Origin of the sequence: Asanoa siamensis (assembly GCF_016862555.1) — a bacterium.
GTDB lineage: Bacteria > Actinomycetota > Actinomycetes > Mycobacteriales > Micromonosporaceae > Asanoa > Asanoa siamensis.
Genome location: NZ_BONE01000013.1, coordinates 73,465 through 99,406, shown reverse-complemented (window position 1 = coordinate 99,406; position 25,942 = coordinate 73,465). Strand labels below are relative to the sequence as shown.

The window sequence follows — 25,942 nt, the reverse complement described above, 5'->3', positions numbered from 1 at the left end:
TCTTCGTCACCTCGCGTGCCGGTATCCGGCCCGAAGCCGGTGGGTTCTCACGTGCTTAACGACTGGCGCCCAGGACAGGCACCAGGGCCGCCCCGAGTGCTCCCGGATCGTGCTTCGGGCTGCCGTCGGCCACAGCGACCGGGGCGAGCACCAGCCGCGCACCCAGCGATTCTGCCGCACGACGGACGGGTTCGGGGTCACCGACGGCGGCGCCGTCGGCCAGAACCGTGTCAACTTTCAGTTCGGGCAGGTACCAGCGCAGGGCCGCCAGGTGATCAGCAGCCGACAGGCCCCACGTCTCGGGCTCGGCGGCCAGGTTGAGGGTGACCAGCCGGCGCGCCGGGCTGGCCACGATCGCCCGGGCCAGCTCCGGGACCAGCAGGTGCGGGATCACGCTCGTGTACCAGCTGCCCGGCCCGAAGATCAGCCAGTCGGCGGCCTCGACCGCGGCCACCGCCTCCGGACAGGCCGGTGGGTCGGCCGGCGTGAGCCGGACGGCCTCCACGTGCCCGGGCGCGACCGCGACCGCGTGCTGGCCCACGACGGTGAGCAGCGTCTCGGGCCGGCGCGGGTCGGCGCCCCGGACGTCGGCCTCGATGCCGACCGCCTTGACCGCCATCGGCAGCACCCGGCCGCCGGCGTCGACCATCCGCGCCGCGTGATCCAAAGCGGACACCGGGTCGCCGAGCTGCTCCATGAGCCCGACGAGTACCAGATTTCCGACAGTGTGGCCGTCCAGCGGGCTGTGGTCGCGGCCGTCCGGGACGAAGCGGTGCTGGAACAGCGCGGCGGTGCGCTGGGTGTCGTCGCGCTCGGCGGCCAGCGCGGCCAGCGCCTGGCGCAGGTCACCGGGCGGCAGCGCCGACCGCTCGGCGCGCAGCCGGCCGCTGGAGCCGCCGTCGTCGGCGACCGTGACCACCGCGGTGATGTCGAGGTCGACGCCGCTGGTGCGCAGGGCCCGCAGCGAGGCGGACAGGCCGTGGCCGCCACCGAAGGCGACGACCCGCATCATTCGCGCCCCAGGTCACGGTGCTGGGCGGAGGCCGAGACCCGGGCCTCGCGCAGCCGGGTGGCCAGCTCCTCGGCGATCGCGACGCTGCGGTGCTTGCCACCGGTGCAGCCCACGGCCACCGTCAGGTAGCGCTTGCCCTCGCGCTCGAAGCCGGGCGCGGTGCCGACGACCAGCCGGGCGTAGGTGTCGACGAACGGCACCGCGCCGTGCTGGCCCAGCACGTAGCCGCTGACCGCCTCGTCGCGGCCGGTCAGGTCGCGCAGCTCCGGCACCCAGAACGGGTTGGGCAGGAAGCGGGCGTCGAGCACGAAGTCGGCGTCGGGCGGCAGGCCGTACTTGAAGCCGAAGCTGAGCACGGTCACCTTGAGCCGGCGGGCGTCCTCGCCGCCGAACATCTCCTCGACGCGGCGCCGGAGCTGGTTGACGTTGAGGTGGCTGGTGTCGATGATCACGTCGGCCTGCTCGCGGGCCTCCTCGAGCAGCTTGCGCTCGGCCGCGATGCCGTCGGCGAGCCGGCCGTCGCCCTGCAGGGGGTGCGAGCGGCGGACGCTCTCGAAGCGCCGGATCAGCACGTCGTCGTCGGCGTCGAGGAACACCACGTGCGGGTTGAAGCCCCGCTCGCGCAGCGCGTGCACGGCGCCGGTCAGGTCGGCCGAGAACGCCCGGCTGCGCACGTCGAGCACCATCGCCGTGAGCCGGGCCGGGCCGCCGGCCGCGTAGGCCAGCTCCGCCATCTCCAGCATCAGCGTCTGCGGCAGGTTGTCGACCACGTAGAAGCCGACGTTCTCCAGTGCGCGCGCGACCGTGCTCCGGCCACCACCCGAGACGCCCGTGACGATCACGAGCGTGGTGTCGGACCGGTCCAGCTCGTCGTGCTCCCGCTCACCCACGTCGCGAAATCCTAGGCATCGCGGGAAACATCGGACTCATCGCCCTCTTCCGTCCCGTTGGTTGGTCTGTCGTCACCGAGCGCGGCCTTGATCGCCTCGGCGGTGCGTTGGCCGATGCCCTGCACCGACGCGATCTCGTCGACCGAGGCCGCCGTCAGTCGCTTGACCGACCCGAAGTGCCGCAGCAGGGCCTTGCGCCGGAGCTCGCCGAGCCCCGGGATGCCGTCGAGCTGCGACGCCGTCATCCGCTTGGACCGGCGCTGGCGGTGGAACGTGATGGCGAACCGGTGCGCCTCGTCGCGGACGCGTTGCAGCAGGTAGAGGCCCTCCGACGTGCGCGGCATGATGACCGGGAACCGATCGTCGGGGACCCACACCTCTTCGAGCCGCTTGGCCAGGCCGCACAGCGCGATGTCGTCGATGCCGAGGTCGCGCAGCACCGCCGCCGCGGCCTGCACCTGCGGCTCGCCGCCGTCGACCACCACGAGCTGCGGCGGGTACGCGAACCGGCGCGGCCGGCCGGTCGTCGGGTCGATGCCGGGGCGGTCCGGATCGATCTCCATCTCCTCGCCGAGCTCGCCGGTCTCGGCCCGGGCGTCGAGGTAGCGGGCGAACCGGCGGCGCAACACCTCGGAGATCGCGGACAGGTCGTCGGTCGCGCCCTTGATGATGAAACGCCGATATTCACTCTTGCGGGCTAACCCGTCCTCGAAGACGACCATGCTCGCGACCACGTCGGTGCCCTGGATCTGCGAGATGTCGTAGCACTCGACGCGCAGCGGGGCGGTGTCCATGTTGAGCGCCTCGGCGATCTCCTCGAGCGCCTGGCTGCGGGTGGTCAGGTCGGCACTGCGCTTGAGCTTGTGCCGGGTCAGCGCCTCGTGCGCGTTGCGGGCGACGGTCTCGAGCAGGGCCTTCTTGTCGCCGCGCTGCGGCACCCGCATCGTCACCTTGCTGCCGCGGTGCTGGCCGAGCCAGTCGGTCAGCGCGTCGACGTCGCTCGGGACCGCGGGCACCAGCAACTCGCGCGGGACGTCGGACTCGCCCTGCTCGCCGCCGTAGACCTGGGAGCAGAAGTGGTGCACCAGGTCGCCGGTGGTCAGGTCCTCCGTCTTCTCGACGACCCAGCCGCGCTGGCCGCGGACCCGGCCGCCGCGGACGTGGAACACCTGGACGGCCGCCTCCAGCGGGTCCTCGGCGAAGGCCACCACGTCGGCGTCGGTGCCGTCACCGAGCACCACGGTCTGCTTCTCCATGGCGCGGCGCAGAGCCGCCAGGTCGTCGCGCAGGCGGGCGGCCCGCTCGAACTCGAGCTCCTCGCTGGCGGCGAACATGTCGCGCTCCAGCCTTCGTACCAACGTGTCGGTCTTGCCCGCCATGAAGTCGACGAAGTCGTCGACGATCTGCCGGTGCTCGGCGGCGGTCACCGAGCCGACGCACGGCGCCGAGCACTTGCCGATGTAGCCGAGCAGGCACGGGCGGCCGATCTGGCCGGCGCGCTTGAAGACGCCCTTGGAGCAGGTGCGGGCCGGGAAGACCCGGAGCAGCAGGTCGAGGGTCTCGCGGATGGCCCAGGCGTGCGAGTAGGGCCCGAAGTAGCGGACGCCCTTGCGCTTGGCGCCGCGCATCACCTGCAGCCGCGGGAACTCCTCGTCGAGGGTGACCGCGAGGTAGGGATAGGACTTGTCGTCGCGGTAGCGGACGTTGAACCGCGGGTCGTATTCCTTGATCCAGGTGTATTCCTGCTGGAGCGCCTCGACCTCGGTGCCCACCGTGATCCAGTCGACCGACGCGGCGGTCGTGACCATCTGGCGGGTGCGCTGGTGCAGGCCGAACGGGTCGGCGAAGTAGGAGTTGAGCCGGCTGCGCAGGCTCTTGGCCTTGCCGACGTAGATGACGCGGCCGGTCGCGTCCCGGAACCGGTAGACGCCCGGAAGGTCCGGAATCGAACCCGGTGGGGGACGATACGACGACGGGTCAGCCACGGCGGCAAGCGTAACGCTCGCCTCCGACACAATCAGTTGATCTTGCTGGCCGACCCGCCGTCGGATGTCGTTTCGTCAGGCCAGGACGATGTCGTCGCCCTTGACGGTGACCTCGCGGGCCGTGAGCGGCCGGGTGGCCGGCCCGTTCTTCGGCTCGCCGCTGTCGAGCGCGAACTTGCTGCCGTGGCAGCTGCAGTTGATCGTGCCGCTGTCCACGCTGGCGATCGGGCAGCCCTGGTGGGTGCAGACCGCGCGGAAGCCGTGGAACTGCCCCTCGGTCGGCTGCGTCACCACCATCTCGGCCGAGCGGAACAACGCGCCGCCGCCGACCGGCACGTCGGCCACCTTGCCGATGACCTCTCCCCCGCCGCCGGTGGAGTCACCCGGCTCCTCGGCCGGCTCGGTCGGGTCCTGGCTCCCCTGGCCCGACGTCCCGGACCCGGCCGGGTCGTCACTGCCACAGGCCGCGAGCACGGTCACGGCCCCCACCGCTCCGACACCCGCCAGCAGCGCGCGCCGGCTCGTCACCGTCTCTTCCGTATTCATCCGCTATGCCTCTCCTCGGCCGCACGGTCAGTTGAATGTTCAAATTCCCCACCAGGTCACACGGACGTCGGTGGCCCCCGGTTCACGACAGGCGGGTCCGGACATTTCGTTCCGGCACCATACTGACCGGACCGTACGACCTACCGGGAGCCCGACCCGAAGGAGATCCAGGTCGCGTGGAGCACCGCGGCCGCCGTGGGGCTGAGGTCCGTCTGCGGCAGGTCCGCCTCCCGTACGAACCTGGCGTCCTGTCCGTTCGTGGTGGCGATGGTCCGGCCCGCGAAGGCGTGCACCTCGACGCAAGGCGCGGCGCCGGTCAGGTCGGGCCGCAGGGCCGTCCAGGTCGGCCGGAGCCCGTCCGCGACGAGGCCGGTCTCCTCCCGCAGTTCGCGGGCGGCCGCCTCGGCGGGCGTCTCCCCCGGCTCGACGTGCCCGCCGGGCAGGGCCCACTGGCCCGGCTCGGCGGCGGCGTCCGCGGCGCGCAGGTGCAGCAACAGCCGGCCGGCGGAGTCGGTCAACGCGACCACCGCGATCCGCACCGGGTCGCCGCTCACCGGCGGTCGGGCCGGGCCGCGCACCCGGTGCCCGAGCAGTTCGTACTGGCCCCGGCAGCGGCCGGGCGCGCCCGGCGGCCGGTGCCGCACCTCGCCGCCGACCACCGTCTCCTCCGGGCGGAACTGGTCGGCCGTCAGGTCGACCACCGCGCCGTCCGGGAGCCGGTTCCACCAGTGGTGGCCGACCTGCCGGCCGTCGACGTGCCCGCGGCCGAGCACCAGGTCGCCGCCGAGCAGGTCCTGCAGCACCAGCGCGGTCGGCCCGCACTGGCCGCGGGACGGGTTGCCGGGACGCCAGGCGGCCAGGTCGTGCGGGTCGCAGGTGTCGGGTCCCCAGGCGGCTTCGAACAGCGGCCTCAGCCGCTCGACGGTCGACATACCGGTGATCATGGACCGTCGAGCAGGTCGAGGGTCAACCGTTGCCGTCGAAGTGCCAGCCCGCGGCCGCGTCGACCGGCATCGGCTTCGCGAACAGGTGGCCCTGCGCGTACGGGCAGCCGGCGTCGACCAGCAGGTGGCGGCAGGGCAGGTTGTGCACGCCCTCGGCCACCATGGCGAGCCCGAGGCGGTCGGCGAGGTCGGCGACGGCCTCGACGAGCACGCGGGCCCGCGCCGAGCCCGGGTCGGCCAGGAACGTGCCGTCCACCTTGATCATGTCGACGGCGGACTGCCGCAGGTACGACAGCCCCGCGAAGCCGGTGCCGTAGTCGTCGATCGCGACGCGTACACCCTTCGCCCGAAGGTCCTCGAGTTGCGCCCACGCCCGCTCGTCCTCGCGGACGAGGTCGCCCTCGGTGACCTCCAGGACGAGCAGGTCGGGCCGCGCGCCCGCGCGGGCCAGCTCACCGGCGACCCGGTCGGCGTAGTCGGGCAGGCGCAGTTGGCGCGGGGCGACGTTGACCGAGACGTAGCGGTCGTCCGTGGGACCCGCGTTGAGCCGCGGCAGGTCCCGCAACGCCCGTGCGAGCACCCAGTCCCCGATGTCGGCGATCAGACCCGTCGCCTCGGCGACCTGGACGATCTCCGGAGCGGTCATCGGCGGGCCGTCGTCCCGCAGGCGCAGCAGCCCTTCGAAGCCGACCGGCTCGGCGTCGGCGGTCGTCACGATCGGCTGGTAGTGCACCGCGAACGTGTCGGCCTCCAGCGCCCGCGCGAGCCGCTCACGGGCGCTCGCGTGCTGCCGGGTCGGTGCCGGCATGCCGGGCCGGTACTGGCGCCAGCGGCCCTTGCCCGCACCCTTCGCGCGGTAGAGCGCGCTGTCCGCCGCGCGCAGGAGCGTGTCGGGGTTCCGGTCGTCGGGGAGGTAAGCGAGGCCGATGCTGGCCTGCGGGTCGACCCGGACGCCGTCCACCGTGGCCGGCTCGGCGAGGGTGTCGGAGATCCGCTGGGTGATCGCCCGCGCGTCCGCGACGTCCACGCCGTCGAGCAGCACCCCGAACTCGTCACCGCCGAGCCGGGCGACGAGATCCTGCTCGCGTACGCATGACTCGATCCGGCGGGCGGCCACCCGCAGCAGGCCGTCGCCGACCTGGTGGCCGAACGTGTCGTTGACCGCCTTGAAGTCGTCGAGGTCCACGAACAGCGCGGCCCAACCGCCGGTCGGCTCCTCCCGGGCGCGGGCCCGCATCGTCTCGCGGAACCGGTCGGCGTTGGCCAGGGCGGTCAACGCGTCCTGGTTGGCGCGGCGTTCCAGGTCCCGGCGCAGGGCGCGCTCCTGCGATCGCCGCTGCTGCGCTTCGTGCACGCCGAGCACGGGATGCGTGTACCCGGCTTGCCCCTCCTTACGCGGACAAGCTCGCCCAAACCGCCGCGCCCGACCGCCGCCCACCTGCTCCCGGCGCCACAGCTGTCCCCCTCGCCCCGCCTGACCCCCTTCGCACCCCGGACCGGGACATCCGACGCGGCGCCCGCGGCCGCGCGCCGGCTACCCCGGACCGCAGCCGCGGAGAACCGCGCGGTCGCTGCGGCCAGCGGCCACGCAGGGACGTTCGGCGCAAGGGGCGAAGCACAGCCGCGGCTACCAGCGCGGCGGACACGTCCGGGTATCAGCCGCCCCGCGGCACTCCGCGGCCGCGCAGGGCCGCTAGCCGCAGGGCCGCTAGCTGCATGAGCGGCTAGCCGCAGGGCCGGCTAGCCCGGACCACGCCGCCGCGACCCGGGCGGTCGCCGCGGCCAGTGTCAGCCGCGCGCTCGGCTGGTGGCCTTCGAGGCCGTTCGGGCGCGCGGGGCCGCCGCCTTCTTGGCCGGCTTCTCCTCGATCGGCGCCGCCGCCTTCGTCCGGCTGGCCGGCGTGGCCTTCGTCGCCTTGGTGGCCGACTTGGTCGCCGCCGGCTTGGTGGCCGCCGCCTTGGCCGGGGTCGCCTTGGTCGCCGTCGACTTCCGCGCCGCCGACTTCGCCCCTGCCTTCGGCTCCGGAGCCGGGTCGGCGGCAGCGCCGTTGGTCGCGGCCGCCCGACCGTTGCTGGCGGCCTTGCCGTTGCTGGTCGCCTTGCCGTTGCTGCCGCCGTTGGCCTTCGCCGCGCGGGCCACCGCCTTCTCCGAGCCCTGGGCCGGGCCCGTCAGGGAAAGCGTGTGCCGCAGGAACTGGCCCGTCGCGCTCTCCGGGACCTCGGCCACCTCCTCCGGTGTGCCCGCCGCGATCACCATGCCGCCGCGGTGGCCGCCGGACGGGCCCATGTCGATGAGCCAGTCGGCCGTCTTGATGACGTCGAGGTTGTGCTCGATGACGATGACCGTGTTGCCCTTGTCGACCAGGCTTTCCAGGACCTTGAGCAGCTTGCGGATGTCTTCGAAGTGCAGGCCCGTGGTCGGCTCGTCCAGGACGTAGACGGTGCGGCCCATCGAGCGCTTCTGCAGCTCCGACGCCAGCTTGACCCGCTGCGCCTCGCCGCCCGAGAGGGTGGGGGCCGGCTGGCCCAGACGGACGTAGCCCAGGCCCACGTCGACCAGCGTCTTCAGGTGGCGGTGGATCGCCGGGATCGCCTCGAAGAAGGTCGCCGCCTCCTCGATCGGCATCTCCAGCACCTCGGAGATCGTGCGGCCCTTGTAGTGCACCTCGAGCGTCTCGCGGTTGTAGCGGGCGCCCTTGCAGACCTCGCACGGCACGTACACGTCCGGGAGGAAGTTCATCTCGATCTTGATCGTGCCGTCGCCCGCGCAGTTCTCGCAGCGGCCGCCCTTGACGTTGAACGAGAACCGGCCCGGGCCGTAGCCGCGCACCTTGGCCTCGGTGGTCTCCGCGAACAGCTTGCGGATGTTGTCGAACACGCCCGTGTAGGTGGCCGGGTTGGAGCGCGGCGTGCGGCCGATCGGCGACTGGTCGACGCCGACCACCTTGTCGACCTCGTCGAGGCCCGTCACCCGTAGGTGCCGGCCCGGCACCATCCGCGCGCCGTTGATCTGGTTGGCCAGCACCGTGTAGAGGATGTCGTTGACCAGCGTCGACTTGCCCGAGCCGCTCACGCCGGTGACCGCGATGAACTGGCCCAGCGGGAACGGCACCGTCAGGTTCTTGAGGTTGTGCTCGCGGGCGCCGACCACGACCAGCTCGCGCCCGGGCGTCGCCGGCCGGCGCACCATCGGCGTCGGGATCTGCCGGCGGCCGGCCAGGTAGGAGCCGGTGATCGAGGCCTCGTTGGTCAGCAGGTCGTCGAACGAGCCACTGTGGACGATCTCGCCGCCGTGCTCGCCCGCGCCCGGGCCGATGTCGACGACCCAGTCGGCCGTGCGGATGGTGTCCTCGTCGTGCTCGACCACGATCAGCGTGTTGCCGAGCCGGCGCAGCCGGACCAGCGTCTCGATCAGCCGGTGGTTGTCGCGCTGGTGCAGGCCGATCGACGGCTCGTCGAGCACGTAGAGCACGCCGACCAGGCCCGAGCCGATCTGCGTGGCCAGCCGGATGCGCTGCGCCTCGCCGCCCGAGAGCGTGCCCGCCGGCCGGTCGAGCGACAGGTAGTCGAGACCCACGTCGACCAGGAACCGCAGCCGGGCGTTGATCTCCTTGAGCACCCGCTCGGCGATCATCTTCTGCCGGTCGTTGAGCACCATGCCGCCGAGCAGCTCGGCGGTGTCGCCGACGGACATGCCGGTGACCTCGGCGATGTTGCGGCCGTCGATCGTGACCGCGAGCACCTCGGGCTTGAGCCGCGCGCCGCCGCACACCGAGCACGGCACGTCGCGCATGTAGCCCTCGTATTTGTCGCGCGACCACTCGGACTCGGTGTCGCCGTGGCGCCGCTCGATCCACTGCACCGCGCCCTCGAAGCCGGTGTAGTAGGACCGCTCGCGCCCGTACTTGTTGCGGTAGCGCACGTGCACCTGGTCGTGCGACCCGTAGAGGATCGTCTTCTGCGCCCTGTTGGACAGCGCCCGCCAGGGCGTGTCGAGGTCGAAGTGCTCGGCCTCGCCCAGCGCCTGCAGCAGGCGCAGGAAGTATTCGAGCGTCTGGGTGGTGGCCCACGGCTGCACCGCGCCCTCGCGCAGGGTGCGCTCCGGGTCGGGGATCACCAGCTCGGGGTCGACCTCCTTCTTGGTGCCGATGCCCGTGCACTCGGGGCAGGCGCCGTAAGGAGAGTTGAACGAGAACACCCGCGGCTCGAGATCCTCGATCGCCAGGGGGTGGTCGTTGGGGCAGGCCAGGTGCTCGGAGAACACCCGCTCGCGGGTCGGCGAGTCGTCGGGCTCGTCGACGAACTCGATCAGCACGACGCCGGCGGCCAGCCGCAGCGCCGTCTCGATCGAGTCGGTCATCCGCTGCTTGGCGGACGCCTTGACGGCGAGCCGGTCGACGACGACCTCGATGGTGTGCTTCTCCTGCTTCTTGAGCTTGGGTGGCTCGGTCAGCGGGTGCACGACGCCGTCGACCCGGGCGCGCGCGAAGCCCTTGGACTGCAGTTCGGCGAAGAGGTCGACGTATTCGCCCTTGCGGCCGCGGACCACCGGCGCCAGCACCTGGAACCGGGTGCCCTCGGGCATCGCCAGGACGCGGTCGACGATCTGCTGCGGGCTCTGCCGGGCGATCGGCTCGCCACAGACTGGACAGTGCGGCTCACCGACGCGGGCGTAGAGCAGGCGGAGGTAGTCGTAGACCTCGGTGATCGTGCCGACCGTCGAGCGCGGGTTGCGCGAGGTCGACTTCTGGTCGATGGACACCGCGGGGCTGAGCCCCTCGATGAAGTCGACGTCCGGCTTGTCCATCTGACCGAGGAACTGCCGCGCGTACGAGGAAAGTGACTCAACGTAACGGCGCTGACCTTCCGCGAAGATCGTGTCGAACGCCAGGCTCGACTTGCCGGAGCCCGAGAGTCCGGTGAACACGATCATGGCGTCGCGGGGAAGATCCAGATTGACGTCGCGCAGGTTGTGCTCCCGCGCGCCGCGCACGATCAGTCGGTCGGCCACAGCCCAGCCCACTCCTGACATGATGGAAGACCTGCAGAATCTCTGCCTCGGCAACTCTAGCCGCGGGGTACGACAACTTTCCGCGGCCCGGCATTCCCGCGACGGCGCGAATGTCAGCCGAGGCATTCCCCCGACAGCGTTAATGTCATGCACCGCATTCCCCCAAACAGGGGAGATCTAAGAGGCCGGTGATTTCGGTCATTCCGGGTACGCAATCCGCCCCGGCCATCACGTACCGTAGGGCGTCCGGCAATCACAGTGCGCCGGGTCGCCGGCGGGGCGACCCCTCGTGCTCAGGGGGAAATGTGACAACGGACCTGACGACGCGCGTACCCGGGGTACCCGTCGAGCCGGTTACTCTCTGTGAACATGCTGCCACGCTCGTCCGCGACCGTGGCACGGGGTTCGCCGTCGCGCGTTTCGCGGTCTACGACTTTCCCGAGATCCGCAGCTCCCTGGGCGCCGAGGCGGCCACCGACCTGCTCGACCACATCAGCGAACGGATCCAGAGCCGGCTCGGCCCGCGCGACCTGCTCTCCGTGCAGCCCGACGGCGACATGCTGGTCCTGCTGGACAGCGCGGCCGGGCTCGAGGACCGCCTGCACGACCTGGTCCGCGAAGGCAGTGGCTGGACGGCGGCCGCGTACGGGCAGCTCAGCGTCGGTGCCTCCGTCGCGGTCGCGCACGACGACGCCGACGCCCTGGTCTCCCGCGCCGGCCTCGCGCTCGAGGAGGCGGGCCGCCGCGCGCCCGGCGCCGTGACCATCTGCACCGCGCCGATGCTCGCCAGCGCGCGACAGCGCGTCACGCTCGACGTCGACCTGCGCCGGGCCGTCGAGGGCGACCGGCTGACCGTGCACTACCAGCCGGTGGTGGCGCTGCCGGGCGCCCGCATCGTCGGCTACGAGGCCCTCGCCCGCTGGCCCGACCAGCAGCGCGGCTGGGTCTCGCCGGACGCGTTCATCCCCGCCGCCGAGCGCAGCGGCCTGATCGCCGACATCGGCCTGCGGGTGCTCCGCCGGGCCCTGCGCGACAAGCGGCGTTACGGCGCCTGCCGCAACAGCTGGATGTCGGTCAACGTCAGCGCCGTGCAGCTCGACGACGTGCACTTCACCCACGAGGTGCTGCGCGCGCTCGACCAGGAGGGCGTCCCCGCAGACGAGCTGCGGATCGAGGTCACGGAGTCGGCCCTGCTGGCCTCCGCCCGGTCCCGCGCCCAGCTCATCGAGCTGCGCAAGGCCGGCATCAGGGTGCTGGTCGACGACTTCGGCACCGGCTTCTCCTCGCTGGCCAGCGTGCGGCGCCTCCCGATAGACGGCATCAAGATCTCCCGCGAGCTGCTGCACGACGAGGAGCCCGGAATGCCGGACCCGACGGTGGTCCGGGCGGTCCGCCTGCTCGCGGCCGGCGCCGGCGTCACCGACATCATCGCCGAGGGCGTGGAGAGCGCGCTGGAGGTACGGGCGCTCTCGGCGCTCGGCATGCCGTTCGCACAGGGCTTCCACCTCGGCCGCCCCGCACCGGCCTCGCGCGCGCTGCGCTGGCCGGGCGCGGGTGGCCTCGCCGTACCCTCGGTGAACTGAGCCCTCAGCCGGCGATGCGGTCGAGCTCCGCGACCGCGTCCGCCGGCAGCGTCAGGTCGGCCGCCGCCAGGTTCTCGCGCAGGTGCGCCACCGAGGACGTACCCGGGATGACCGCCATCGTCGGCGACCGCTGCAGCAGCCAGGCCAGCGCGACCTGCCGCTCCGTCGCACCGAGCCGGTCGGCCAACGCGCTGAGCTCGTCGGACTGCAGCGGCGAGAAGCCGCCGAGCGGGAAGTACCCGACGAACGCGATGTTCTGCGCCGCGCAGAAGTCGACCATCGGGTCCTCGGCCCGCTTCGCGAGGTTGTACAGGTTCTGCACCGCGACCACCGGCGCGATCGACCGCGCCTCGCGGACCTGGTTGATCGTCACCCCGCTGAGCCCGAGATGCTTGATCAACCCCTGCTCGCGCAGCTCGGCCAGCGCGGTGAACGACTCGGCCAGGGACTCCTCCCGGTTCTCCTCCACACCACCGGTGCGCATGTTCACCAGCTCGAGCGCGTCGACGCCGAGGCTGCGCAGGTTGTCGTGAACCTGGGCCTTGAGGTCCTCGGGATGCAGCGACTGGACCCACCGGCCGTCGATCATGCGACGTGAGCCGACCTTGGTCGCGATGACCAGATCATCCGCGTACGGGTGCAGCGCCTCCCGAATCAGCCGGTTGACCGAAACGGGGCCGTAGTAGTCGCTCGTGTCGATGTGGGTGACGCCGCGGTCGACCGCCCCACGCAACACGGCGACCGCCGCGTCGTGGTCGCGCGGCGGGCCGAACGCGTTGGGGCCGGCCAGCTGCATGGCCCCGTACCCCATCCTGGTGATGGTCAGTTCGTCGGCGAGGTGGAGGACGCTTCCGGAGATCGCTGCTGTCGTCGTCATGCCCTCGACCGTGCCTCGCCGCGGACCTGACAGGCAGAGTCGTGCTGTTCCTGGGTGTGCGGGGACCACCCGCGGCGCGCCGGATGTGCCTATCGTCGGGCTTGTGGACAAGGGCAACGAGCTCGGCGACTTCCTGCGCGCGCATCGTGAGCGGATCACGCCGGAGGAGGTCGGCCTCGGCCCCGGGGTGGGCGTCCGGCGCGTGCCCGGCCTGCGCCGCGAGGAGGTCGCGATGCTCGCGGGCATCAGCTCCGACTACTACCTGCGGCTGGAGCAGGGCCGCGACCGGCACCCGTCGGTGCAGGTGCTCGACGCGCTGGCCCGGGTGCTGCGCCTGGACACCGACGCGGCCGCGTACCTGGTCGGGCTCAGCCGGCCCACCTCCCGCGCCGCCGCCCGCCCGGGGGCCGCGTCGACGGCGATCCCGCAGAGCATCCGTTTCCTGCTCGACGAGCTGACGTCGCCGGCGTTCGTGCAGACCCGCTGGCTCGACGTGCTGCTCGCCAACCGGATGGCGCTCGCCCTGTCGCCGAACCTCTCCCCCGGCGTCAATCGGCTGCGCGCCGTCTTCCTCGACCCGGCCGAGCGCGCGTTCCACCGCGACTGGCCCGAAGCGGTCGCGCACGCGGTCGCCGGCCTACGCGCCGACGCGACCGGCCACGGCGACGACCTGGCGCTGACGTCGCTGGTCGGCGAGCTGTCACTGAAGAGCGCGGAGTTCCGACAGCTCTGGGCGCGCCACGACGTGCGGCGCCCGGAGGCCCGGTTCAGCCTGATGCGCCATCCGGAGGTCGGCGACCTCGACCTCTACGGCGACAAGCTGACGATCGCCGGGACGGACGGTCTGGTCCTGTGCGTGTATCACGCGGAACCCGGCAGCGAATCGGCCCGATCGCTTTCGCTGCTCGGCTCGCTGGCGGCGTCCACTTAGGTCCGTTTTTCCGCACGCCCCGGCCTCGTACCCGAGGTCGGGGCATTTCCATGTCTTGACTTCCCACATAGTCAAGCGTAAACAAAGACGAAACAAAATGATGCGGAGGCAAAGCCACATGTACGCGGAGGAGCGGCAAGAGGAGATCCGGCGGCTCGCGCGTGCTCAGGGGCGGGTCGACGTGACCGCGCTCGCCGATGCCTTCCAGGTCACCGCCGAGACGGTCCGCCGCGACCTGACCGTCCTGGAGCGGGCGGGGGTGCTGCGCCGAGTGCACGGCGGCGCGATTCCCGTCGAGCGGATCGGCTTCGAGCCGGCGCTCGCCGCCCGTGACTCCGTGCTGATCACCGAGAAGGAGCGCATCGCCAAGGCGGCGCTGGCCGAGTTGCCCGACGAGGGCGCGGTGATCCTCGACGCCGGCAGCACCACGGCCCGGCTCGCGCAGGCACTGCCGGCCGACCGCGAGCTGTCGGTGGTCGTCAACTCGCCGGTGCTGGCCACGCTGCTCGGCACCCGGGCCAACCTGACGGTACTGCTGCTGGGCGGCCGGGTCCGCGGCAAGACCCTGGCCACCGTCGACGACTGGGCGCTGCGCCCGCTCGCCGACATGTACGTCGACGTCGCCTTCATGGGCACCAACGGCTGCTCGGTCGAGCGCGGGCTGACCACACCCGACCCGGCCGAGGCGACGGTCAAGCGGGCGATGATCGCGGCGGCCCGGCGGGTGGTGCTGCTCGCCGACCACACGAAGATCGGCAACGACTACCTGGCCCGGTTCGGCGGTCTGTCCGATCTGGACGTGCTGATCACCGACACGGGCCTCGACGCGGAACTGGCGGGCGACGTCGAGGCGGCCGGCGTACGGGTGGTCCGCGCATGATCGTCACCGTCACCCTCAATCCGAGCCTCGACCGGGCGATCGAGATCGACCACCTGGCCCGGGGCGACGTGCTCCGGGCCCGCTCGGCCCGCCTCGACCCGGGCGGCAAGGGCGTCAACGTCTCCCGCGCGCTGCTGGCCAACGGGGTTGCGTCCCGCGCGGTCCTGCCGTGCGGCGGCGACGAGGGCGCCCAACTGGTCCGCCTGCTCGCGGCGGAGGGCGTCGACCTGGTCGCCGTCCCGATCGGCGGCCAGACCCGCTCCAACATCACCCTCGCCGAACCCGACGGCACGGTGACGAAGGTCAACGAACCGGGCCCGACCCTGTCCGCGGTCGAGTTCGACGCGGTGACGGGCCAGGCCCTGGCCGCCGCGGGCACCGCGGGCTGGGTGGTGGTCTGCGGCAGCCTCCCACCGGGCGTGACACCGGCGGCCTTCGGCCGGTTGTGCGACCGCATCGTGGCGGCGGGGGTACGGCTGGCGGTGGACACGAGCGGGCCGGCCTTGCGGGCGGCTGCGGAGGCGGGCGCCCACCTGGTCAAGCCCAACCGGGAGGAACTGTCCGACGTGGTCGGCCGCCCGTTGGGGTCCCGCTCCGACGTGATCGCGGCGGCCGACCAGGTACGCGCCTGGGGCGCGGGCGCGGTCCTGGCCAGCCTCGGCGCCGACGGCGCGATCCTGGTCACGGCCGACACGGTCGTCAGCGGCACGGCGGCGGTCACGGCCCCCCGCTCCACGGTCGGCGCCGGCGACGCGTTGCTGGCGGGGTTCTTGGCGGCGCTGACCAGGTCAGAGGCGGCGGCTGCCGGCGCCACCGGCCCGACCGAAACGGCCAACCGTGTCAGCGGTCCGGCCACTACCGCTGACACCTTCACCGCCGTCGACGAAGCCCGTGCTGGTGGCGGGCGGGACGGGCGGTTGCGGCCCGATCTCGTGGCCGCGCTCGCTGAAGGGCTTGCCTGGGGTGCGGCGGCGGTCAGCCTGCCGGGCTCCCGGATGCCGCGGCCTGACGAAATGCGCCGCGGTGACGTGGTTATCCATCCCGATTCCGATCCTGTCCGGAGCCTGGCCTCGCAAGGCTGACGGACCCCCCTCCCCCACCCCCGAAGGGAGCGTTCGGTGACAACTACCGAGGAACGTGGCTACACACCCACGGTGCAGGGCACCGGGTTCCGCGCCACCGTGCAGCGGTTCGGTGGCAACCTCGCGGCCATGATCATGCCTAATATCGGCGCGTTCATCGCGTGGGGTCTGATCACGGCCCTGTTCATCCCGACCGGCTGGATACCGAACGACGACTTCGGCCAGCTCGTCAACCCGATGATCTTCTTCCTCCTGCCGATCCTCATCGGCTACACCGGTGGCCGGCTGGTGCACGGCCAGCGCGGCGCCGTGGTCGGTGCCGTCGCTACCGTCGGCGTGGCCGTCGGTGCCGGTGCCGTGATGGGCACCGAGCTCGAGAACGCCTCGCCGATGTTCCTCGGCGCGATGATCATCGGGCCTGCGACCGCCTGGCTGCTCAAGCAGTTCGACGCGCTCGTCGAGGACCGCATCCGACCCGGCTTCGAGATGCTGGTCAACAACTTCTCCGCCGGCATCATCGGCGGTGGCATGGCGCTGCTCGGCGCCTGGGCGATCGGCCCCGTCATGCGTACGGTCACCAACGCCGCCGGCGACGCCGTCAGCTGGCTGGTCGACCGCAACCTGCTGCCGCTCGCGTCGATCCTCGTCGAGCCGGCCAAGGTGCTGTTCCTCAACAACGCCATCAACCACGGCGTGTTCGGGCCGCTCGGTGTCGCCGAGGCCGCCGAGACCGGCAAGTCGATCCTGTTCATGATCGAGTCGAATCCGGGCCCCGGCCTCGGCCTGCTGCTCGCGTTCTTCTTCTTCGGACCCCGCAACCTGCGGGCCACCACCCCGGCCGCCATGATCATCCAGTTCCTCGGCGGCATCCACGAGATCTACTTCCCGTACGTGCTGATGAAGCCCCGCCTGATCATCGCGATGATCGCCGGTGGCGCGGCGGGCGTCGGCACCTTCATGCTCACCGACGCGGGCCTCACCGCCACCCCGTCGCCCGGCAGCATCTTCGCCTACTTCGCGGTGACGCCGCGCGGCGGCTACGTACCCATGCTGCTCGGGATCGTGATCTCGGCCGGCGTGACGTTCGCGGTGGCCGCGGCCCTGCTCGGCTTCGGCCGCCTCGAGCCGAAGGAGGACCCGACGACCGCGGGCGGTGACGCGGCGGCCGCCGTACCCCCGGATGCCGATCCGCAACCCGGCACGCAGCCGGCGCCCGACCGCGAGCCGGTCGCGGCCGCCGCGCCGGATCAACGCACGTCCGCCTGACCCCGCGATGAGAAGGGGCCCGTGCAGCGCGGGGCCCCTTCCGTTCCCCACCCCCGAAAGGCAACCGTCATGGCCAACATCAAGGGCAGCGACATCCAGAAGGTCGTCGTGGCCTGCGACGCCGGCATGGGCAGCAGCGTCATGCTCGCCAGCCAGCTCCGGCGCCAGCTCAAGAAGCGCGGCATCACCGTCGAGCACACGCCGGTCAACTCGATCCCGGCCGACGCCGACGTCGTGGTCTGCCACGCGGGGCTCGCCGACCGTGCCCGCGGCAGCGCGCCGGGCAAGGTGATCCTCCCGGTGCAGGTGTTCATCGGCGACCCGGCGGTCACGCGGCTCGTGCAGGTGGTCGAGTCCGGCGGCGAGCTCGATGGCTGAGGGCCTCGGCGCGCTGCTCGACCCGGCCGCGATCCGGCTCGCCGAGACCGCCGCCGACAGGGAGGCCGCCATCCGCCGCTGCGGCGAGGTGCTCGTGTCGGTGGGCGCGGTCCAACCGGCCTATGTGGACGCCATGCTCGAACGCGAGAAATCCGTTTCCACGTACGTCGGTGAAGGTGTCGCGATCCCGCACGGCACCCTGGCCGGCAAGGAGACCGTGCTGCGGGACGCGTTGGCCGTGCTGCGCTTCCCGGCCGGCGTCGACTGGGGCGGCGACCGGCCCGTACGCGTCTGCGTCGCGATCGCCGCCCGCGGCGACGGGCACGTCGAGGTGCTCGGCGAGCTCGCCCAGATCCTGCTCGACCCCGACCGGGCCGCGGCGCTGCGCGCGGCCACCGACCAGGACACGGTCTACGACCTGTTGACCCCCATCGAGGAGACGGCATGAAGGTCGTGCGCTTCCACGCGCCCGGCGACGTACGCATCGAGGACGCCCCCGAGCCCACCCGGACCGGCGGCGACGTGCTGATCCGCGTGCACAACTGCTCCACCTGCGGCACCGACGTCAAGATCTTCAAGTTCGGGCACCACCACATCCGCCCGCCGCGCGTGATGGGCCACGAGATCGCCGGCGAGGTGGTCGACGGCGGCGACACGGGCTGGCAGGCCGGCGACCGCGTCCAGGTCATCGCTGCGATCCCTTGTGGACAGTGCGGCGAGTGCCGGCGCGGCCGGATGACCGTCTGCCCCAACCAGGAGTCGATGGGCTACCACTACGACGGCGGCTTCGCCGAGCTGATGCTGGTGCCCGCCAAGGTGCTCGCCGTCGACGGTCTCAACCGCATTCCGGACGGGATCGGGTACGCCGAGGCGTCGGTCGCCGAGCCGCTCGCCTGTGTCCTCAACGGACAGGAGCTCGCCCGGGTCGGTTCCGGCGACGACGTGGTGGTGATGGGCGCCGGCCCGATCGGCTGCCTGCACGTCCGGCTTGCCCGGGCCCGCGGCGCGCGGCGGGTCTTCCTCGTCGACCTGAACCCGGACCGGCTGGCGCTCTCGTCCGTACGGGTGGCGCCGGACGCGGCGATCTGCGGCGCCGACACCGACGTGGTCGACGAGGTCCGCAAGCTCACCGACGGCCGCGGCGCCGACGTGGTCATCACCGCGGCGGCGTCGAAGGCCGCCCAGGAGCAGGCGTTCGCGCTCTGCGCCCGGCAGGCCCGGATCAGCTTCTTCGGCGGGCTGCCCAAGGACGACCCGGTGATCCGGGTCGACAGCAACCTCGTGCACTACCAGGAGCTGACGATCGTCGGCGCCAACGGCTCGTCGCCCGCGCACAACAAGCGGGCGCTGGAGTTGATCGCGTCCGGCGCGGTGCCGGTCGCCGACCTGATCACCCACCGGTTGCCGGTGACGTCGGCGCTGGAGGCGTTCGACATCGTCGCCCGGGGTGCCGCCATCAAGGTGACCATCGAGTCCTGAGGGGGTTTCACCATGCCGTCCCGCACCGTGACCGTGGGCTCGCGTACCGGCCTGCACGCCCGCCCGGCGGCCTTGTTCGTCGCCGCCGCGGGGTCCGCTCCGCTGCCGGTGAAGATCAATGTGGCGGGCCGCAAGCCCGTGCCGGCCAACAGCATGCTGTCGGTGCTGTCGCTGGGCGCCAAGTGCGGCACCGAGGTGACCATCACCGCCGAGGGCGACGGCGCCGACGTGGTCCTCGACGACCTGGCGGCGCTGCTGGCCCGCGACCTGGACGCCGAGGAAGGTGGCTCCGATGGGTGAGGCGGCTGCCGCGTCGAGCCTCCCGGCCGACGCACCCACCGACATCTCCGCCGGCCAGCCGGTCGCGGCGAGCGCCCCATCACAGACCGGCGTCCCCGCCGGGCGGCTCACGGGAGCGACCCCCGGTCTGATCGGCGGGGTGCCGGGCGGGGTGCGTCCGGGTCCGTCGGCGGAGCCGTTGCGCGGCATCGGGGTGTCGCCCGGTTTCGCCGCCGGCCCGGTGTGTCGGGCGGGTGACGCGCCGCGGATGCCGTCGCCGCGGGTGGTCGACGACGTCGAGGCCGAGTTGGCCGGCGCCGCGGCGGCGCTGCGGGAGGTGGCGGCCGAGCTGGGGCGGCGGGCCGAGGCCACCCGGGACGCCACCGCCGCCGAGATCCTCCGCGCGCAGGTGCTGATGGCCGAGGATCCGGTGCTGGACGAGGCGGTGGCCGACGCGATCCGGGCGGGCTCCGACGCACCGCACGCGATCGACGCGGCGTTCGCCGTACACAGGCAGGCTTTTCTGGATGCCGGCGGCTACCTCGCCGAGCGGGTGGCCGACCTGGACGACCTGCGCGACCGCGCGGTGGCCGTGTCGAGCGGCGCGCCGATGCCCGGCATCCCGTCGCCCGACCATCCGTTCGTGCTGGTCGCGACCGACCTCGCGCCCGCCGACACGGCCGGGCTCGACCCCGCGCGGGTGCTCGCGCTGGTCACTGAGGCCGGCGGCCCGACCAGCCACACCGCGATCCTGGCGCGCTCGCTCGGCATCCCCGCCGTGGTGCGCTGCGGCGGCGCGGCCGGGCTCCGCGACGGGATGGTGGTCGCCGTCGACGGGGCGGCGGGCACGGTACGGGTCGGCGTCGACGAGGCCACCGTCGCGGACACCCGGCGGCGCGAGCAGGAACGCCGCGCGCGGGCGGCGGCGTCGTCCGGGCCGGGCCGTACCGCCGATGGTTGGTCTGTCGAACTGCTGGCCAACGTGGGTTCGGCGGCCGACCCGGTCGCGGGCGCCGAGGGCGTCGGGCTCTTCCGCACGGAGCTGCTGTACCTCGACCGCGCGCAGGCACCCAGCCATGACGAGCAGGTCGAGGCGTACGCGGCCGTCTTCGACGCCCTCGGCGGCCGCAAGGTCGTCGTGCGCACGTTGGACGCGGGCGCCGACAAGCCGCTGCCGTTCCTCGAGCAGTCGGGTGAGCCGAACCCGGCGCTCGGCGTCCGCGGGGTGCGCCTCGCGCGGCGCGATCCCGGGCTGCTCGACGGCCAGCTCGCCGCGATCGCCGCGGCCGCCGCCCGTACCGGTGCGACCGCCTGGGTGATGGCGCCGATGATCGCGACCCCGGCCGAGGCCCGGGACTTCGTTGCCCGCGCCCGTGCGGCCGGACTGGCGTCCGCGGGCGTGATGGTGGAGATCCCGGCGGCGGCGCTTCGGGTACGCGCCCTGCTGCGCGAGGTCGAGTTCCTGTCGATCGGCACGAACGACCTGAGCCAGTACACGTTCGCGGCCGACCGGATGGCCGGCGACCTGGCGGAGCTGCTCGACCCGTGGCAGCCGGCGCTGCTCGACCTGGTGGCCATGTGCGCCCGCGCGGGCCGCGCGGCCGGCAAGCCGGTCGGCATCTGCGGTGAGGCGGCGGCGGATCCGGGTCTGGCACCGGTCTTCGCGGGGCTGGGCATCAGCAGTCTGTCGATGCCGGCCCACGCGATCCCGGCGGTCCGCGACGCACTCGCGGCCCACACCCGTGAGGCCTGCGAACGCCTGGCCACCGCGGTCCTGTCGGCCGAGGACCCGACCGCGGCCCGCGCGGCGGCCGGCTGACCCCGGATGCCGCCCTCCGGGATCATGGCCGCGTGAGGATTCCTCCGTACGCGTTCGGGCCCCTCTATCGCATCCGGAAGGTCTACCGGCGGATCGTCAAGCCGACGACCTTCGGCGTAAAGGCCCTGATCATTCACCCGTCGGACGCTGGGCGGGTGCTCCTCGTCCGACACAGCTACGGCAACCGGTCGTTGTGGAGGCTGCCGGGAGGCGGATACCGGCCGACCCGGGAGACGCCCGAGCAGGCGGCCCGGCGCGAGTGCATGGAGGAACTGGGCCTCGCGCTCAGGTCGTGCGCGCTTCTGCTGGAGGAACACCTGACGACGGCCGAGGGCAGACAGCGCTACCAGAAAGTTGTCGTCGCACATGCCGTCTCGGACGGCCTGGTGCGCAACGGAGAGATCGCCGAAGCTCGGTGGGTGGCCATTGACCTGACGGACCTGCCGGGTGGATCGGCGGTCTCGACGTGGGTGCGGAGGGCACTGAAAGCGCATACGGCGGCCTGAACCGCGGTCTGTTCATCGGTTCGGGTCAACGGTGACCGGGCGCGGAGATGGCAGCGAAGCGGTGTCCGGCGGGAGCGACGGTCGTGCCGACGACGGACCCGGGACCGCTTGATTTCTATGGCAGGTCGCGGGTGAGCACGACGCGATCCTGGCCGGGGCCGCTGTAGTCGGTGACCAGGTCGGCTTTGAAGCCGATCCGTTCGTGGAACTGGATCGATTCCGCGTTGGCCGGGCCCGTGATGGCCTTGAGGCGGGTGGCGCCGCGGGCGCGGGCCGCTGCGGCGAAGGCCGTGTGCAGGTGGCGGCCGACACCCGTGCCGCGGCGGCGTCGGTGGACCGCGACCGCGTGGATGTAGCCGATGTGGGCCGGTGCCACGAAGCCGAACAGGTAGCCGTCGACGTCGCCCGAGACGAACGCGGTGTCGCCGAACTCGCGGACGAACATCGGGTGGTGGAGGTGGCGGACGTCGCGGTCGCCCCAGTACGACGGGAGGTCGGCGAGGATCTCGGCCAGGTCACGTGGGGTGGCGCGGCGCAGGTCAGTCATCGAGGGCTCCGAGGCGGGCGATGTTGGCGGCCTCGTCCGGGTCGGGTGCCGGGGTGTCGAGGAACGCGGCGAGGACCTCGACGGCCACGTCCGGCGCCAGGCGTTTCAGGCTCATCGCGAGGACGTTGGCGTCGTTCCACTTGCGGGCGCCGCCGGCGATCCACGGGTCCCAGGCCAGGGCGGCGCGGACGCCGGCGATCTTGTTGGCCGCGATGGCCGTGCCGGTGCCCGTCCAGCAGAGGACGACGCCCAGGTCGGCGGTGCCGGTGGCGACCGCGCGGCCGACCGCCGCGCCGATGTCGGGCCACTGCTGGTCGCCGGTCACGTCGACGACCTCGATGCCCCGGTCGGCGAGCGCCTGTTGGACCGCCCGCGTGGTCTCGTTCGCGTCGTCGGCTCCGTACGCCACCCGCATACCGCCAACCCTACGTGTCGAGCAGGTGGGCCCTCAGCCCGGCCAGCAGGGCGTCGTCGGTGCCTAGTCGGTCACGGGCATAGTCGCTCACCGATCCGTATTCGGCGGCCAACTCCTTGAGCGTCAGCCGCATCGCCTCCGCCGGGGCGCGGCCGTAGCCGGGCCAGGTGATCGGCGGGTTGGCCGCGTTGGCCTGCCAGTCGGCGACGAACCTGTCGGCGGCGAGGTCGGTGAGCGCGTAGTCGGCGATGATGTCCTCGTCGCCGACGCCGACCAGGGCCAGCACCAGTGCGGTCAGCAGGCCCGTGCGGTCCTTGCCGGCCGCGCAGTGGATCACGACCGGCGCGTCCCGCGCGGCGGCGATGACCGACAGCGCCTGGGCGATCTCGACGACGCCGTCGGCCAGGACCTCCGCGTAGCGGTCGGCCAGGAAGCGCACCGTCTCGACGTCGCGGGCGAGCGTCGCCTGCTTGTGCGGGCGGTGCTCGATGGAGAGGTTGTAGTAGGCGAGGCCGTCGTATTCGGGGACCCGCCCGCGCCGCGCCACCTCCTCCGGGTAGCGCAGGTCGATCACCGTGCCGACGCCCAAGGCCTGGAACCTCGCCACGTCCGGGGGCGCCCGTCAGCTTGCCCAACCCGTCGGACCGGTAGAACCGGCCCCAGCGGGTCGTGGCACCGTCCGATGTGGAATAGCCGCCGACGTCGCGGAAGTTGTGCAGCCGGTCGAACGCGATGTGTCTCATCGCGACACCGTGAAACGCAGCGACGTGCGCATGCCGACCTCGATGACGCGGGTCTTGCGCAGGCCGAGCGCGGCCAGGTCGGCGTCGGGCTCGAACAGCCGCCGGCCGCCGCCGAGCAGCACGGGCATGACGTCGAGGCGTAGCTCGTCGACCAGGCCGCGGGTGAGCAACTGGTGGCCCAGGTCGATGCCGCCGACGACGGTGACGTCGCGGTCGCCGGCCGCGGCTTTGGCCGCCGACAGCGCCGCCTCGACGCCGTCGGTGACGAACGTGAAGGTCAGGTTGCCGCTCTCGCGGGGGTGGGTGGCCGGCGGCGTGTGAGTGACGACGAAGATCGGGACCTGGAACTCGTAGGCGCCGGCGTAGCCGTCGGGGTCGGCCATCGCGAACGTGCGGCGGCCCATCAGCACGGCGCCGGTCTCGTCGACCATCTCGGTCATGTAGTGGGTCGGGCGTAGCTCGGCCAGGTCCGGGTAGAGCGGCGCGGCGCTGCCCTCCGCGTCCTCGACGTAGCCGTCGACCGAGACGGTCATACCGAAGATCACCCTGGTCATGGCACCGAACCTATCAGCGGGGTACGACATTTCCGGGGCGGCGGGCCGCCTCGTGGCGTACGCCTCCCGAGGGTGCGTACCGCCGATGCCGTACCGGTTTCGCCGCCGCGGGCCGGACGACCCGCGGCCGCGTGGCCGGGACGCTGATGCGACAACACCTTCCACGAGGGGACGGACGTCATGACAACGGTCGCCATCGCCGCGCAGCGCCGGCTCACCGACCTGCTCGCCCGGCACAGCATCGCCATCCTGCGGGTCAGCCTGGGGCTGGTCTTCCTCGGTTTCGGGGTGCTCAAGTTCTTTCCCGGCGCCAGCCCGGCCGAGGCCCTGGTCGTCCGGACGATCGACACGCTCAGCCTCGGCCTGGTCAGCGGGACCGGTGCCCTGCTGCTGACCGCGGTGGCCGAGTGCTTCATCGGCCTCACGCTGGTCACGGGGCGGCTGCTGAAGACCGGTCTGGTCGTCCTGGCCGCGTCCCTGGTCGGGATCATGTCGCCACTTCTGCTGTTCTTCACCGACCTTTTCCCCGGCACACCGACGATCGAGGGGCAGTATGTGGCGAAGGACATCGTGCTCGCCGCCGCCGGTCTCGTCGTCGCCGCCCGGGCCCTGGGCGCCCGGCTGGTGCCGCCCGCCGCCGACTAGAGAAGAGGACCAAGCCCGTGCGGATCCTGTTCGTCGCAGCCCCGCTGATCGGTCACCTCTATCCGATGGTTCCGCTGGCGGAGGCGCTGCGCGCCGCCGGACACGACGTTCTCGTCGCGTCCGGCGGCGACGCCGCTGCCCGGCCGCCCGCCGGGTTCCCGGTCGAGGACGTGGTCGACGGGCCGTTCAACTTCGGCCGGATCGCCCTCGGCACCATGCTGAGCCGGCCGCGGTTGCTGGTGCGGGAACTGGCGGGGCGGGCGGGTACGGACGCGGTCGGCCACATCTTCGGCGCGGTCAACGACCGGCTCGTCGAGGCGACCACCGCGCTGGTGGGCCGGTGGCGCCCGGACGTGGTCGTGCACGAACCGCTGTGCGGCGCCGGTGCGGTCGCCGCGGCCCGGCACGACGTGCCGGCGGTGCTGCACGGCAACACGCTGTTCGACGACGCGCTGCTGCTGTCGGTGACGACCGCGAAGATGCGGGCGCGGGTCGACGTGCCGGCCAGCGCCGCGGTGCTGCGGATCAGCCCCGACAGTGTCGTGCCGGGCGCGAGCGGCCAGCCGCTGCGGCCGGTCGGCTACGGCGGCGGGGCGAGCCTGCCCCAGTCACTGCGTGAACCGGGGACGCTCCCCCGGATCCTGGTCAGCCACAGCACGATCGCCGGGCCGGGGTCGACCTCGGTGCTGGACCGGATCATCCGCCTGGCACCGTCGGTCGACGCGGAGTTCGTGCTGCTCCGCGCCGTCGACAAGGTCGGTGGCCGGACCCTGCCGCCGAACGTACGCGCGGTCGGCTGGGCACCCGTGCCGGAGGCCCTGGAGACGGCGAGCGCGATCGTCCACCACGGCGGCGCGGGCACGATCTTCGCGGCGCTGGCGGCCAGTGTGCCGCAGTTGCTCACGCCCGGGCCTGGCGACCGCACCCACAACGGCCAGCGGATCGCCGACCGCGGCGCGGGTCTGGCGGTGCCGGTCAAGCGGATCGACGCGGCGGCCCTGCGTCGCCTAATCGAGGACGCGCGCCTGCGGGCCGCGTCGACGGAGGTGGCCGCCGAGATCGCCGCCATGCCGGCACCGGCCGAGATCGCCTCGACCGTCTTCGCGAAGTTCGGCTGACCGCCGCCGTCAGCCGCGCCGCGATAGGACGTCGCGGTAGTGGGGGTTGAACATGATGCCCAGGATGTTGTCGAACGGGTCCGTGACCGTGGCGGTGATGAAGCCCTCGCCACGGTCGCGGGGCTGGTCCCGGACCGTCGCGCCCATGGCGGTCAGCCGCTCCAGCGCCGCGTCGATGTCGTCGACGTGCCAGTAGGCGACGACGCCGCCGGCGCCCGTCGGAGTGCCCTCCGGCGCGTACGACCGGTCGATCAGCCCTAGCTCCTGCTGATAGTCACCGAGCCGGAACTCGGCGTAACCGCCAGGCACCTCGAAATAGGGCTCGATGCCGAGCAGGTCGGCATACCACCGCTTGGCCGCGGCCAGGTCGTCGGTCCAGTAGCTCATCGTCGCGATCCCCCGGAGCATCTGCGATCCCCTCCTCGTCCATTGGTGACGCTGACGCTATCCACA

25 protein-coding genes and 2 pseudogenes are annotated in these 25,942 nt (G+C 72.5%); 13 read left to right on the top strand and 14 right to left on the bottom strand.

What is annotated here, in order from left to right:
• Positions 1 to 55: 55 nt before the first annotated feature.
• The 7 genes and pseudogenes from Asi02nite_RS11050 to uvrA form a co-directional block, all read right to left on the bottom strand.
• Positions 56 to 1,012, bottom strand: coding sequence for a gluconeogenesis factor YvcK family protein (locus tag Asi02nite_RS11050; RefSeq protein ID WP_203712270.1), 957 nt, complete (start codon positions 1,010 to 1,012; stop codon positions 56 to 58).
• Positions 1,009 to 1,902 (bottom strand): RNase adapter RapZ, encoded by an 894-nt coding sequence (rapZ, locus tag Asi02nite_RS11045; protein WP_203712269.1) that lies wholly within the window; start codon positions 1,900 to 1,902, stop codon positions 1,009 to 1,011. Before rapZ ends, Asi02nite_RS11050 begins: the two co-directional genes overlap by 4 nt.
• 11 nt (positions 1,903 to 1,913) lie before the next feature.
• Entirely contained in the window at positions 1,914 to 3,887 is a 1,974-nt protein-coding gene (gene uvrC / locus Asi02nite_RS11040) for an excinuclease ABC subunit UvrC (RefSeq protein ID WP_203712267.1), read from the bottom strand.
• Between the two features lie 75 nt (positions 3,888 to 3,962).
• On the bottom strand, positions 3,963 to 4,433 hold the full coding sequence (locus Asi02nite_RS11035) for a Rieske (2Fe-2S) protein (protein ID WP_203712265.1): 471 nt from the start codon (positions 4,431 to 4,433) through the stop codon (positions 3,963 to 3,965).
• Positions 4,434 to 4,573: 140 nt separating this feature from the next.
• Positions 4,574 to 5,365: a YunG family protein gene (locus Asi02nite_RS11030; protein WP_203712263.1), complete on the bottom strand. Its 792-nt coding sequence runs from the start codon at positions 5,363 to 5,365 to the stop codon at positions 4,574 to 4,576.
• 34 nt (positions 5,366 to 5,399) lie between these two features.
• Entirely contained in the window at positions 5,400 to 6,731 is a 1,332-nt protein-coding gene (locus tag Asi02nite_RS11025) for a putative bifunctional diguanylate cyclase/phosphodiesterase (protein ID WP_203712261.1), read from the bottom strand.
• A gap of 701 nt (positions 6,732 to 7,432) precedes the next feature.
• Positions 7,433 to 10,387: pseudogene (gene uvrA, locus Asi02nite_RS11020) on the bottom strand (excinuclease ABC subunit UvrA); the annotation flags it as partial.
• 305 nt (positions 10,388 to 10,692) lie between these two features.
• Between uvrA and Asi02nite_RS11015 the strand changes: the two are divergent.
• The gene (locus tag Asi02nite_RS11015) at positions 10,693 to 11,970 is read left to right on the top strand and encodes a GGDEF domain-containing phosphodiesterase (RefSeq protein WP_203712259.1); all 1,278 of its coding nucleotides are present in this window, start codon (positions 10,693 to 10,695) and stop codon (positions 11,968 to 11,970) included.
• Positions 11,971 to 11,974: 4 nt separating this feature from the next.
• On the opposite strand, the gene Asi02nite_RS11010 is transcribed toward Asi02nite_RS11015, so the two are convergent.
• On the bottom strand, positions 11,975 to 12,847 hold the full coding sequence (locus tag Asi02nite_RS11010; RefSeq protein ID WP_203712258.1) for an oxidoreductase: 873 nt from the start codon (positions 12,845 to 12,847) through the stop codon (positions 11,975 to 11,977).
• A 103-nt stretch (positions 12,848 to 12,950) separates the two neighbouring features.
• On the opposite strand from Asi02nite_RS11010, the gene Asi02nite_RS11005 reads away from it, so the two are divergent.
• The 10 genes from Asi02nite_RS11005 to Asi02nite_RS10960 all read left to right on the top strand — a co-directional run bounded on the left by Asi02nite_RS11005 (position 12,951) and on the right by Asi02nite_RS10960 (position 21,467).
• Entirely contained in the window at positions 12,951 to 13,778 is an 828-nt protein-coding gene (locus Asi02nite_RS11005; RefSeq protein WP_239126634.1) for a helix-turn-helix transcriptional regulator, read from the top strand.
• A 118-nt stretch (positions 13,779 to 13,896) separates the two neighbouring features.
• Positions 13,897 to 14,658 (top strand): DeoR/GlpR family DNA-binding transcription regulator, encoded by a 762-nt coding sequence (locus tag Asi02nite_RS11000; protein WP_203712333.1) that lies wholly within the window; start codon positions 13,897 to 13,899, stop codon positions 14,656 to 14,658.
• Positions 14,655 to 15,740, top strand: coding sequence for a 1-phosphofructokinase family hexose kinase (locus Asi02nite_RS10995; RefSeq protein ID WP_203712256.1), 1,086 nt, complete (start codon positions 14,655 to 14,657; stop codon positions 15,738 to 15,740). The genes Asi02nite_RS11000 and Asi02nite_RS10995 overlap by 4 nt, the downstream gene beginning before the upstream one ends.
• Before the next feature lie 36 nt (positions 15,741 to 15,776).
• Positions 15,777 to 17,006: a PTS transporter subunit EIIC gene (locus tag Asi02nite_RS10990; RefSeq protein ID WP_203712254.1), complete on the top strand. Its 1,230-nt coding sequence runs from the start codon at positions 15,777 to 15,779 to the stop codon at positions 17,004 to 17,006.
• A gap of 69 nt (positions 17,007 to 17,075) precedes the next feature.
• Positions 17,076 to 17,384: a PTS lactose transporter subunit IIB gene (locus tag Asi02nite_RS10985; RefSeq protein WP_203712253.1), complete on the top strand. Its 309-nt coding sequence runs from the start codon at positions 17,076 to 17,078 to the stop codon at positions 17,382 to 17,384.
• Positions 17,377 to 17,832, top strand: coding sequence for a PTS mannitol transporter subunit IIA (locus Asi02nite_RS10980; RefSeq protein ID WP_203712251.1), 456 nt, complete (start codon positions 17,377 to 17,379; stop codon positions 17,830 to 17,832). The genes Asi02nite_RS10985 and Asi02nite_RS10980 overlap by 8 nt, the downstream gene beginning before the upstream one ends.
• Entirely contained in the window at positions 17,829 to 18,863 is a 1,035-nt protein-coding gene (locus Asi02nite_RS10975) for a zinc-dependent dehydrogenase (protein WP_203712249.1), read from the top strand. Before Asi02nite_RS10980 ends, Asi02nite_RS10975 begins: the two co-directional genes overlap by 4 nt.
• Before the next feature lie 12 nt (positions 18,864 to 18,875).
• Positions 18,876 to 19,163, top strand: a complete 288-nt coding sequence (locus Asi02nite_RS10970; protein ID WP_203712248.1) for an HPr family phosphocarrier protein — start codon at positions 18,876 to 18,878, stop codon at positions 19,161 to 19,163.
• Positions 19,156 to 20,961: a phosphoenolpyruvate--protein phosphotransferase gene (gene ptsP / locus Asi02nite_RS10965; protein WP_203712247.1), complete on the top strand. Its 1,806-nt coding sequence runs from the start codon at positions 19,156 to 19,158 to the stop codon at positions 20,959 to 20,961. Before Asi02nite_RS10970 ends, ptsP begins: the two co-directional genes overlap by 8 nt.
• Positions 20,962 to 20,993: 32 nt before the next feature.
• Positions 20,994 to 21,467, top strand: coding sequence for an NUDIX domain-containing protein (locus Asi02nite_RS10960; RefSeq protein ID WP_239126633.1), 474 nt, complete (start codon positions 20,994 to 20,996; stop codon positions 21,465 to 21,467).
• 115 nt (positions 21,468 to 21,582) lie between these two features.
• Here the strand turns inward: Asi02nite_RS10960 and Asi02nite_RS10955 are convergent, their stop codons facing one another.
• From Asi02nite_RS10955 to Asi02nite_RS10940, 5 genes and pseudogenes are all read right to left on the bottom strand, one after another.
• The gene (locus Asi02nite_RS10955) at positions 21,583 to 22,014 is read right to left on the bottom strand and encodes a GNAT family N-acetyltransferase (protein WP_203712246.1); all 432 of its coding nucleotides are present in this window, start codon (positions 22,012 to 22,014) and stop codon (positions 21,583 to 21,585) included.
• Complete coding sequence (locus Asi02nite_RS10950) at positions 22,007 to 22,429, bottom strand: RpiB/LacA/LacB family sugar-phosphate isomerase (RefSeq protein ID WP_203712245.1); 423 nt, start codon at positions 22,427 to 22,429, stop codon at positions 22,007 to 22,009. The genes Asi02nite_RS10955 and Asi02nite_RS10950 overlap by 8 nt, the downstream gene beginning before the upstream one ends.
• A 10-nt stretch (positions 22,430 to 22,439) precedes the next feature.
• Positions 22,440 to 23,018, bottom strand: a complete 579-nt coding sequence (locus Asi02nite_RS10945; protein ID WP_275410306.1) for a tyrosine-protein phosphatase — start codon at positions 23,016 to 23,018, stop codon at positions 22,440 to 22,442.
• An 82-nt stretch (positions 23,019 to 23,100) separates the two neighbouring features.
• A pseudogene (locus tag Asi02nite_RS42290) lies at positions 23,101 to 23,172 on the bottom strand (hypothetical protein); the annotation flags it as partial.
• Positions 23,169 to 23,726 (bottom strand): dihydrofolate reductase family protein, encoded by a 558-nt coding sequence (locus Asi02nite_RS10940; protein ID WP_203712244.1) that lies wholly within the window; start codon positions 23,724 to 23,726, stop codon positions 23,169 to 23,171. The pseudogene Asi02nite_RS42290 and the gene Asi02nite_RS10940, both read right to left, overlap by 4 nt.
• A 180-nt stretch (positions 23,727 to 23,906) precedes the next feature.
• Here Asi02nite_RS10940 and Asi02nite_RS10935 point away from each other — a divergent pair, with 180 nt between their 5' ends.
• Both Asi02nite_RS10935 and Asi02nite_RS10930 read left to right on the top strand, forming a co-directional pair.
• Positions 23,907 to 24,371 (top strand): DoxX family protein, encoded by a 465-nt coding sequence (locus Asi02nite_RS10935; protein ID WP_203712243.1) that lies wholly within the window; start codon positions 23,907 to 23,909, stop codon positions 24,369 to 24,371.
• A gap of 17 nt (positions 24,372 to 24,388) precedes the next feature.
• Positions 24,389 to 25,489 (top strand): glycosyltransferase, encoded by a 1,101-nt coding sequence (locus Asi02nite_RS10930; RefSeq protein ID WP_203712241.1) that lies wholly within the window; start codon positions 24,389 to 24,391, stop codon positions 25,487 to 25,489.
• Positions 25,490 to 25,498: 9 nt separating this feature from the next.
• Here Asi02nite_RS10930 and Asi02nite_RS10925 read toward each other — a convergent pair whose 3' ends face one another.
• On the bottom strand, positions 25,499 to 25,897 hold the full coding sequence (locus tag Asi02nite_RS10925; protein ID WP_203712240.1) for a VOC family protein: 399 nt from the start codon (positions 25,895 to 25,897) through the stop codon (positions 25,499 to 25,501).
• Positions 25,898 to 25,942 lie beyond the last annotated feature (45 nt).

Bases quoted from the DNA above. Each gene is read 5' to 3' on its own strand.
- Asi02nite_RS11050 (WP_203712270.1), bottom strand. From the start codon at position 1,012: ATGATGCGGGTCGTCGCCTTCGGTGGCGGCCACGGCCTGTCCGCCTCG.
- Asi02nite_RS11035 (WP_203712265.1), bottom strand. From the start codon at position 4,433: ATGAATACGGAAGAGACGGTGACGAGCCGGCGCGCGCTGCTGGCGGGT.
- Asi02nite_RS11030 (WP_203712263.1), bottom strand. From the start codon at position 5,365: ATGTCGACCGTCGAGCGGCTGAGGCCGCTGTTCGAAGCCGCCTGGGGA.
- Asi02nite_RS11010 (WP_203712258.1), bottom strand. From the start codon at position 12,847: ATGACGACGACAGCAGCGATCTCCGGAAGCGTCCTCCACCTCGCCGAC.
- Asi02nite_RS11000 (WP_203712333.1), top strand. From the start codon at position 13,897: ATGTACGCGGAGGAGCGGCAAGAGGAGATCCGGCGGCTCGCGCGTGCT.
- Asi02nite_RS10995 (WP_203712256.1), top strand. From the start codon at position 14,655: ATGATCGTCACCGTCACCCTCAATCCGAGCCTCGACCGGGCGATCGAG.
- Asi02nite_RS10985 (WP_203712253.1), top strand. From the start codon at position 17,076: ATGGCCAACATCAAGGGCAGCGACATCCAGAAGGTCGTCGTGGCCTGC.
- Asi02nite_RS10980 (WP_203712251.1), top strand. From the start codon at position 17,377: ATGGCTGAGGGCCTCGGCGCGCTGCTCGACCCGGCCGCGATCCGGCTC.
- Asi02nite_RS10975 (WP_203712249.1), top strand. From the start codon at position 17,829: ATGAAGGTCGTGCGCTTCCACGCGCCCGGCGACGTACGCATCGAGGAC.
- Asi02nite_RS10970 (WP_203712248.1), top strand. From the start codon at position 18,876: ATGCCGTCCCGCACCGTGACCGTGGGCTCGCGTACCGGCCTGCACGCC.
- ptsP (WP_203712247.1), top strand. From the start codon at position 19,156: ATGGGTGAGGCGGCTGCCGCGTCGAGCCTCCCGGCCGACGCACCCACC.
- Asi02nite_RS10955 (WP_203712246.1), bottom strand. From the start codon at position 22,014: ATGACTGACCTGCGCCGCGCCACCCCACGTGACCTGGCCGAGATCCTC.
- Asi02nite_RS10950 (WP_203712245.1), bottom strand. From the start codon at position 22,429: ATGCGGGTGGCGTACGGAGCCGACGACGCGAACGAGACCACGCGGGCG.
- Asi02nite_RS10940 (WP_203712244.1), bottom strand. From the start codon at position 23,726: ATGACCAGGGTGATCTTCGGTATGACCGTCTCGGTCGACGGCTACGTC.
- Asi02nite_RS10935 (WP_203712243.1), top strand. From the start codon at position 23,907: ATGACAACGGTCGCCATCGCCGCGCAGCGCCGGCTCACCGACCTGCTC.
- Asi02nite_RS10925 (WP_203712240.1), bottom strand. From the start codon at position 25,897: ATGCTCCGGGGGATCGCGACGATGAGCTACTGGACCGACGACCTGGCC.